The sequence below is a fragment of the Microbacterium sp. T2.11-28 genome, from assembly GCF_950097975.1.
In the GTDB taxonomy this organism is placed as follows: domain Bacteria; phylum Actinomycetota; class Actinomycetes; order Actinomycetales; family Microbacteriaceae; genus Microbacterium.
The window spans coordinates 1-372 of record NZ_CATNHF010000025.1 but is presented as its reverse complement, the minus strand read 5'-3'; the positions used below and the strand labels follow the sequence as shown (position 1 = coordinate 372).

Annotated in this window: 1 protein-coding gene; it reads left to right on the top strand. The window is 58.1% G+C overall.

Translation table 11 applies throughout. The annotated features are described in order from the left end of the window. Window positions 1-372, top strand: a 372-nt coding sequence (locus QQZ13_RS11120; protein WP_369335401.1) for a 3-hydroxyacyl-CoA dehydrogenase NAD-binding domain-containing protein, incomplete at both ends; no start/stop codon positions are given.

Sequence of the window (372 nt, the reverse complement as noted above, 5' to 3'; positions counted from 1 at the left end):
CTGGCGAGCGTACTGAAGCGTCCGGAAAACTTCTGCGGAATGCACTTCTTCAACCCGGTACACCGTATGCCACTGGTCGAAGTGATCCGAGGGGAAAAAACCTCTGACGAAACCATCGCCAAAGTGGTGGCGTGGGCAAGCAAGATGGGCAAAACGCCGATCGTTGTTAACGACTGCCCGGGCTTCTTCGTCAACCGCGTACTGTTCCCTTACTTCGCCGGTTTCAGCCAGCTGCTGCGCGATGGGGCAGACTTCCGCAAAATCGACAAAGTGATGGAAAAACAGTTCGGCTGGCCGATGGGCCCGGCGTATCTGCTGGACGTGGTCGGTATTGATACCGCCCATCACGCCCAGGCGGTGATGGCGGCAGGC